Consider the following 7461-nt stretch of genomic DNA (forward strand, 5'->3'; position numbering starts at 1 on the left):
CGCTTCGGCCCCCCACGCCCCGCCGCACGCTGCCGAGCGTGTCGCGCGCCGTCGCCAAGGCCGGCCCGTCCGCCCCCGCCCTCGCCGAACAGGTGGCCCGCCTCACCGACGAGGCCGCCCGGCTCCTTGACTGATCCCAGAAACACAGGCTGCACCGCTTCATGGCTTCTCCCCCCCTGCTCTTCCTGCGCGACGTGCGCCTGACCTTCGGGGCGACGCCGCTGCTGACGGCGGCGTCGATGTCGGTGTCGTCCGGCGACCGCATCACCCTCGTCGGCCGCAACGGCTCGGGCAAGTCGACCTTTCTCAAGATCGCGGCCGGCCTGATCGAGGCCGATGGCGGCGAGATCTTCCGCCAGCCGGGCGTGACCGTGCGCTACCTGCCGCAGGAGCCGGACCTGACCGGCTTTGCCTCGACGCTCGCCTATGTGGAGGCCGGGCTCGGACCGGGCGAGACGCCTACCGCGCGCCCTACCTGCTGGAATGCCTCGGCCTCACCGGCGAGGAGACGCCGGGCAGCCTGTCCGGCGGCGAGGCGCGCCGCGCGGCGCTGGCCCGGGTCCTGGCGCCCGAGCCGGACATCCTGATCCTCGACGAGCCGACCAACCATCTCGACCTGCCCGCGATCGAATGGCTGGAAGCGGAACTGAAGTCGCTGCGCTCGGCGCTGGTGCTGATCTCGCATGACCGGCGCTTCCTGCAGAATCTCTCGCGCACCACGGTCTGGCTCGACCGCGGCGTGACGCGCACGCTGGAGCGCGGCTTCTCGCATTTCGAGACCTGGCGGGACGAGATCTTCGCCGAGGAAGAGCGCGACCAGCAGAAGCTCGACAAGAAGATCCAGCAGGAAGAACACTGGATGCGCTACGGCGTGACGGCGCGGCGCAAGCGCAATGTCCGCCGCGTCGACCTGCTCGCCGACCTGCGCAAGCAGAAGCGCGAGCATCGCGGTCCGGCCGGCAGCGTGCGGCTGGCCGCCAGCGAAGCGGACGCCTCGTCCAAGCTCGTGATCGAGGCCAAGGGCATCTCCAAGAGCTATGGCGACCGGCCGATCGTCGCGGACTTCTCGATCCGCATCGGCCGCGGCGACCGCATCGGCATCGTCGGCGCCAACGGCGCCGGCAAGACCACGCTGCTGCGGCTGCTGACCGGCGAGACGGAGCCCGATTCCGGCCGCGTGCGGCTCGGCACGACCCTCGACATGCAGGTACTCGACCAGCGGCGCGCCAGCCTCGATCCGACCTGGACCCTGGCCGAGGCGCTGACCGACGGCAAGGGCGACACCGTCACGATCAACGGCATGAACAAGCACGTGATCGGTTACATGAAGGACTTCCTGTTCGCCCCCGAACAGCAGCGCACGCCGATCGGCGCCCTGTCCGGCGGCGAGCGCGGGCGGGTGATGCTCGCCCGGGCGCTGGCCAAGCCCTCCAACCTGCTCGTGCTCGACGAACCGACCAACGACCTCGACCTCGAGACGCTGGATCTCCTGGAGGAACTGCTCGCCGACTACGCCGGCACGGTGATCCTCGTCAGCCACGACCGCGACTTCCTCGACCGGGTCGTCACCTCCGTCGTCATGTCCGAGGGCGACGGCGTCTGGGCCGAATATGCCGGCGGCTACACCGACATGCTGGCCCAGCGCGGCGCCGGCGTGGAAGCGCGCCGCACCGCCGAGGGCAAGCCGCCGAAGGTCATGGCGCCCATCACCCCGTCCACGCCGGCGGCCGCACGCACCAAGCTGTCCTTCAAGGACAAGCACGCGCTGGAAACGCTGCCGAAGACGATCGCCGCCATCGACGCGACCATCGCCGGGCTGAAGGCGAAGATGGCCGATACGGCCCTCTATACCCGCGATCCCGCCGGCTTCCAGGCGCTTGCCGATGCGCTGGCCGCGGCCGAGGCGAAGCTCGCCGCAGCCGAGGAAGAGTGGCTGCGGCTGGAGATGATGCGCGAGGAACTGGAAGGCTGAGCGGATTCAGAAAATCTGATTGTTGAGCCCACGGAGACAATGCGCAATTTCAACCGTTTGAAATGACCCGCATTTTCTCCGTTCCTCGCGTGTGATGACGGTTGCATGCATGCGGCGCGACATCTGTGCCTTGTTCTTGAGCAATTGAAAATTAACCGGAATTGCGCACGGTGAGACATCCAGGGCCGCAAATCCGGACACAATCATGCTGTCACGTCTCAAGAAAAGCGCAGAAGTCACTCACACCTCGAACGGACGCGCCGATCTCGACGCGGCTCTCGCCGCGGCCACCGCCAGTCGGGCCAGCGCGGCGGCGATGGAGGCCGAAATCACCCGCCTGATCGCCCATTCGGCGACCAGCTTCGGCCACGCGGTCGACACGTCGGTGGGTCTCAGCGAACTGATCTGCCTGATGGCGTGGTCCAACGGCAACGTCAAGACGCTGAGCAGCGAGACCACCTCCGTCTCCGCCGGCATCGAGGAAGTCGCCCGGTCGATCGAGAACATTGCGGAACTCGCCGGCGCGCCCAGGGCCGCACGGCCGAGGCGCATTCGATCGTCCAGTCCGGCGCCAGCCGCGCCCGGTCCGCCGGCCGGGCGATGCAGGACATCACCGACGCCTTCGCCGGCCTCGACACCCAGATGCATGAACTGGGCGGCGCGATCGAGAACATCGGCGGCTTTGCCAAGCAGATCGAAAGCATCTCCAGCCAGACCAAGCTGCTCGCCCTCAACGCCACCATCGAGGCGGCGCGGGCCGGCGAGGCCGGGCGCGGCTTCGCCGTCGTCGCCGCCGAGGTCAAGGCGCTGTCGGAAGAGACCTCGCGCACCACCGACCTGATCCGCGACCAGCTCACGGCGCTGGCCGACGTCATGCAGGGCATGCTCAAGGCGATGGCCGTCGGCGGCGCCAAGGTCCGCGACGGCCGCGATTCCTTCGACGCGGTCGCCAGCGACATGGCGCAGATCGAGCAGAATGTCGGCATCGTCAACGACAGCGTCGGCGCGATCGCCGGCATGCTGACGGACCAGCAGTCGGCAACCGAATCCATGGCCAAGAGCCTGTCGGAAATCGCCCGTCTCGCCGGCCAGAACGAGAAGGACACCAAGTCGGCCGCCGAGGTGATCAACCGCTCCGAACACATGGTCAGCGGCATCATCGACACCTCGGCCGAACTCGGCGTCCCGTCCTACGCGGCGCGCCGCCTGAGAGCCGACCACATGGCCTGGAAGCGCCGCCTCGCCGAATGCCTCGTCGGCATCCAGGCGATCGAGCCCCGGGCCTACACGGCGAAGATCGAGCCGCTCGGCGCCCATTTCGCGCGCCTGACCGAGGAGGACCGCCAGAAGCATCCGGTGCTGCGTGGGCTCCCCCCGCGCGTCGAGGTGCTGGTGCGCGAATCCCGCAAGCTGGTCGAGGAGATGGCCCGCGGCCACATGCAGCCGGCAATCGAGGCCTATCTCGCCATGGACAAGTGCTCCACGGAGATGATGACCGACCTCGCCCGCATCGGCTGAGAGCATCGGCCGAGACCGGCCGAGACCGGCAGGGATCGGATGGCGTGCCGGGCGGGCGCTCAGCTCTCGTCCGGTCCGGCCGCGGCCCGCGCCCGGCGGAAGCGCCATTCCATCACGCCGAACAGGCCGATCGAAACCGCGAGCGGCAGCAGGAAGTAGATGATCCGGAACAGGATCAGCGACGCGGCCACGTCCGGCCGGTCGCCGAGCTCCAGCCCCGTGACCATCGCCGCCTCGAACACGCCGAGCCCGCCCGGCGTGTTGGCCGCATTGCCGGCAAGGATCGCCACCACATAGGTGATCATGTAGATCGCCATGCTCGGCACCACGTCGGGCGGCAGCAGCACGTAGAGCGTGGCAGCCGAGGCGAACAGGTCGACACCGCCGGCGGCGATCATCGCGATCAGCACCGGCGTCGTCGGCAGACGCACGGCCCAGCCGCCCAGACGCACCGCCCGGCGGCGACGCCCCGTCCACAGCACCGCGATGGTCAGGACCAGCAGCAGGACGGCGCCGATCGTGCGGTCGGCGGTATGGTTGAGGAACACGGCTTCCTCGCCGGTGTCGCCGAGCAGCAGCGTCAGCCCGAGCACGAAGACGAGGCCGGACCACATCGTCACCCAGGTGAGCGCCATGATCCGTCCCACGGCGGCAAGATCGAGGCCGATCATCGAATAGAGCCGGTAGCGCGCCATTCCTCCCGTCAGGATCGGAAAGCCGAGCCCGTTGGCAAAGATGTTGGCGATGCCGCCGCAGAGCGCGGCATAGGCGGTGCCGACCGGCTTGCGGGTGCGCACGACCTTGATGGCACAGACGTCGTAGGCGGCGAGCGAGACGACGCTGATCACCGTCAGCGCCACCGCGACCAGGATCCGCCAGGCCGGGATGTTCTCCAGCGCGATGCCGATCTCGCGCGGGTCGATCCGCGTGGCCATGCCGTAAAGCACGATGCCGGCATAGACGATCAGGCCGATCGCCAGCACCGGGCCAAGATAGCCCGCCCAGTTGCGTCGGCGACGCGGCGGCCGCACCGTGCCCTGCTGCCCCCCGGTCTTGTCGTCAAATGGCTGCAGCAAGCATCGGCCTCTTCGTTGGGTCGGCGTCCGTCGCGGCTTGCTGCCACGGCACGTCACCGCCTGCGCGGGACGTTCGGTCCGCCACCGCCATGTCGGGTCATTTCCCCGGCGATCAAGGCCTTGCATGAACATCGCCCCGCCCGGGTCGTCAAGGGCGGAGCATTGCGCAGGAGACCTGCCGAACGGACATGCACCTTTGCTCACGCGCATCACAGGCTGACGTCAGCGCGTCACATTGCCGTCGTCATCCGGGCTGTCCGGCACATCCAGCGTCTCCGCGGGCGCCCGGTCGGCCGCCGCCGCGCCGCGTTTGGACGGAGGTTCGGAGCCCTGCGGCTTTCCGCCTCGTCCCGCCGACTTGCCGTCGAGCGGCAACCGCGGCTCCTCGTTGTCCTTGGCGTCGCCGATCCAGATCGTCCGCTGCGGGAACGGGATCTCGATGCCATGCTCGTCGAACAGCAGCTTGACGATCTCGGTATAGGCGCGCCCCGCCGCCCACTGCTTGCCGGGTGCGGTCTTGATGCGCGCGCGCACCGTCACCGCGTTTTCCGCCAGCATCAGCACGCCCTGCATGTCCAGCGGCTCGAGGATGTACGGCCCGTGTTCCGTCTCCATCAGCCGGTCGAAGGCAAGGAGCATCAGCCGCTTCACCTCGTCGAGGTTGGCCCGGTAGGCCACCTGGATGTCGGCGACATGGAAGGCAAACCCGCGCATCGCGTTGGACACCGCGTCCACGGACGAGAAGGGAATGACGTGGAACACGCCGGACACGTCGCGGAGGCCGACCGAGCGGATCGTCAGATGCTCGACCACGCCGGAAATGCCGGCCACGGTCACCACGTCGCCCTCGTTCAGCGCATTCTCGAACTGCAGGAAGGCGCCGGTGATGATGTCCTGAACCAGTTTTTGGGCGCCGAAGCTGATGGCAAGGCCGACGACACCGGCACCGGCGATCAGCGGCGCGATGTCGATGCCGAGTTCCGACAGCACCAGCATCGAGCCGATGGTCACGAACAGCACGGTAAGCGCATTGCGCAGCAGCGCGAACAGCGTGCGCATCCGCGCCGACGCCGCGCGCCGGGAATTCGGGTTGAGCTGGTATTCGATCCACGACGTCGCCGCCAGCCAGGCGACGATCAGCACCACGACCATGATGAAGGCGGTGATGAAGCGCCGGAACAGCGGCGCGCCGTCGCCGGTGGCCAGCCAGTCCGTGACGTCGATCAGCGACCAGGCGTGCAGCACCGCGAGCAGGACCGCCACGGCGATGAACACGCGCAGCACGGTCAGAAGCGCCGGCACGAACAGGTTGACCCTCTGCTCCAGCATCGGCATCGCCGCGCGGGCTCGTTGCGGAACCTTGAGACCGTTCTGCGACACCCCGTTGAGGACGCGCATCACGAGGGCGCCGACGACGATCGCTGCAAGGCTCCAGAGCGTCGCGACCAGCATGAAGGCAAGCGCATCGGCCGGCCGGGTGGACCAGACGATGAAACCCGTCAGGAGATAGGCGATCACCAGCAGATGCCACACCGCCGACAGCCGCACGAGGATCAGCGCGATCGTGCGGCTGCGCACCCGGTTCGAGGCATCGACCAGTTCGCGCCGCACCTCCGTGCGGTTGGCCACCACCATCACGATCGCCGCGAGCGTGGCGATGAGGACGATCGCCATCCGCACGCCGATGCCGACGCGGAAGGAGATCGCGTAGGTCACCATCGGCACGAAGAACAGCATGCTGTAGCCGACGAAGGTGGCCAGCCCGCCGATGCGACGGGTCCAGTGTCGCGCGATGTCGTCCCGGCAGGGCAGCAGCCGCAGGTGGGGATGAAGCGGCCGGAACACGGCGCGCACCGTGAGGCGCGCAAGCTGGGTGGCGAGGAAGGCCGACAGGAACAGGGTCTCGGCCGTGTCGAGCCGCTCGCTGGTCGACATCCGGAGCGCGATCGCCACCAGGACGAACAGGGCGATGACGAGCATCAGCACGTCGAGCAGCACTGCGCCCGTCGCCGGCAGAAGGCGGCGCAGCAACGGCTGCCCGTCGGCACGGCGGTCCAGCCAGCCGAAGGCCGGACGCAGCAGGAAGCGCATGACCGGGATGAGCGGCAGCGCGACCGCGATCAGCAGTGCCGTCGTCTCGTAGCGCGACCAGAGCCCGGCCCAGTCGATCGTCAGGCTGCCATCGACAAGGGTCTGCAGATTGAGCAGCGACGTCCAGGTGCGCCCGAAGATCCGGCGGAGATCCTCACCGACCTCACGGGTGTATTCGCCGAACTGCTGCGGCAGCGGCAAGGCCGCCTCGTCCGTGGTCGCCGGCGGACTGGTGGCACCGGCGGCTGCAGATCCCCCGGCAGCAGCCCCCGCAGCCGGGGCCCCAGCCGCCGCAGCCCCCTCCCCCGCATCCAGACCCTCGAGCTCCTTCAGGAACTGCGCCCGCTTGCGCTCGTCGGACAGGACGCGGATCAGCGCATCTCGCGCGGCCTTCACGTCGGCCTCGATCTCCGCAGCCGAGGCTCCGCCGCGGGCGTTTCGGCCGGCGTGGCCGTCCCCTGTCCGGGCAGCAGCGGCATCTGGGCAAAGGCGCCCGCCGAGCCGCCGAGAATCGCCGCCAGCAGGCACAGGGCCGTCACCAGATGCCGCCAGGAGACAGAGATCGATTCGCTTGTCATGCCGCTTCCGTTACCTCGTCACCGATACGAGACCATGTCGGCCTTGGTCCGGGCAAGGCTGGGCAATTCTATGGCGGGAGCGAGGGCGGGACCAGAAATGACTGCTCGTGGAGAGTTTTGTCGCCAACGATCTTGCCTGCGCGGGGCATAGTGTCGTGCTGGCGCGGATGACGGCGTGACCGGGCCCGGCTGCCGCGACCAGCCCTTGCGGCTCCCTGGAGGTGGC

Annotated in this window: 5 protein-coding genes and 1 pseudogene; 2 read left to right on the forward strand and 4 right to left on the reverse strand. The window is 68.7% G+C overall.

The features are described from left to right. Positions 1 to 161: 161 nt before the first annotated feature. Positions 162 to 1972, forward strand: a pseudogene (locus A6302_RS18440) (ABC-F family ATP-binding cassette domain-containing protein). A gap of 240 nt (positions 1973 to 2212) precedes the next feature. Here the strand turns inward: A6302_RS18440 and A6302_RS18445 are convergent. Next, the gene (locus A6302_RS18445) at positions 2213 to 2431 is read right to left on the reverse strand and encodes a hypothetical protein (RefSeq protein ID WP_141703930.1); all 219 of its coding nucleotides are present in this window, start codon (positions 2429 to 2431) and stop codon (positions 2213 to 2215) included. On the opposite strand from A6302_RS18445, the gene A6302_RS18450 reads away from it, so the two are divergent. Continuing rightward, entirely contained in the window at positions 2390 to 3490 is a 1101-nt protein-coding gene (locus A6302_RS18450) for a methyl-accepting chemotaxis protein (RefSeq protein ID WP_280939427.1), read from the forward strand. The genes A6302_RS18445 and A6302_RS18450 overlap by 42 nt on opposite strands. A 59-nt stretch (positions 3491 to 3549) precedes the next feature. Here A6302_RS18450 and A6302_RS18455 read toward each other — a convergent pair whose 3' ends face one another. The 3 genes from A6302_RS18455 to A6302_RS18465 all read right to left on the reverse strand — a co-directional run bounded on the left by A6302_RS18455 (position 3550) and on the right by A6302_RS18465 (position 7235). Beyond that, positions 3550 to 4566 carry a putative bifunctional lysylphosphatidylglycerol flippase/synthetase gene (locus tag A6302_RS18455; protein WP_069308266.1) on the reverse strand — a complete coding sequence of 339 codons (1017 nt, stop codon included), beginning with the start codon at positions 4564 to 4566 and terminating at the stop codon, positions 3550 to 3552. A gap of 222 nt (positions 4567 to 4788) precedes the next feature. After that, the gene (locus A6302_RS18460; RefSeq protein ID WP_069308267.1) at positions 4789 to 7053 is read right to left on the reverse strand and encodes a mechanosensitive ion channel domain-containing protein; all 2265 of its coding nucleotides are present in this window, start codon (positions 7051 to 7053) and stop codon (positions 4789 to 4791) included. After that, complete coding sequence (locus A6302_RS18465; protein WP_069308268.1) at positions 7050 to 7235, reverse strand: hypothetical protein; 186 nt, start codon at positions 7233 to 7235, stop codon at positions 7050 to 7052. Before A6302_RS18465 ends, A6302_RS18460 begins: the two co-directional genes overlap by 4 nt. Between the last annotated feature and the right edge of the window lie 226 nt (positions 7236 to 7461).

It is taken from the genome of Methylobrevis pamukkalensis, assembly GCF_001720135.1.
GTDB lineage: Bacteria > Pseudomonadota > Alphaproteobacteria > Rhizobiales > Pleomorphomonadaceae > Methylobrevis > Methylobrevis pamukkalensis.